The organism is Pseudoalteromonas sp. SIMBA_162 (genome assembly GCF_046535955.1).
Taxonomy (GTDB): Bacteria; Pseudomonadota; Gammaproteobacteria; order Enterobacterales; family Alteromonadaceae; genus Pseudoalteromonas; species Pseudoalteromonas marina.
In genome coordinates, this window is the sequence record NZ_JAWJBQ010001264.1 from 1 (window position 1) to 234 (window position 234).

A 234-nucleotide genomic window follows, 5' to 3' on the forward strand; every position below is an offset into this window, starting at 1 on the left:
CACCAAATCGTAATGGTACCATCGTTGTCCCATATCCATTACTAATTAAAGTGGCCACGCCTTTTTCAACCTTGAAAAATCCAGGCTGATGCATACCAAAAGGACCAAATCGAATTTGCCCCCCATGGAAATGCCCACCTAACTTCAACTTAATATTTTCATTGTGTTTAACTTTTCCAAACAACTCCGGATTATGTGAAATAAACACAATAAGCTCCTCATTTGAACATTTTT

1 protein-coding gene is annotated in these 234 nt (G+C 37.6%); it reads right to left on the bottom strand.

Translation table 11 applies throughout. The annotated features are described in order from the left end of the window. The coding region (locus tag R0J88_RS23695) for a hypothetical protein (protein ID WP_410901413.1) at positions 1–208 on the bottom strand (208 nt) is incomplete at its 3' end. Positions 209–234: the final 26 nt, after the last annotated feature.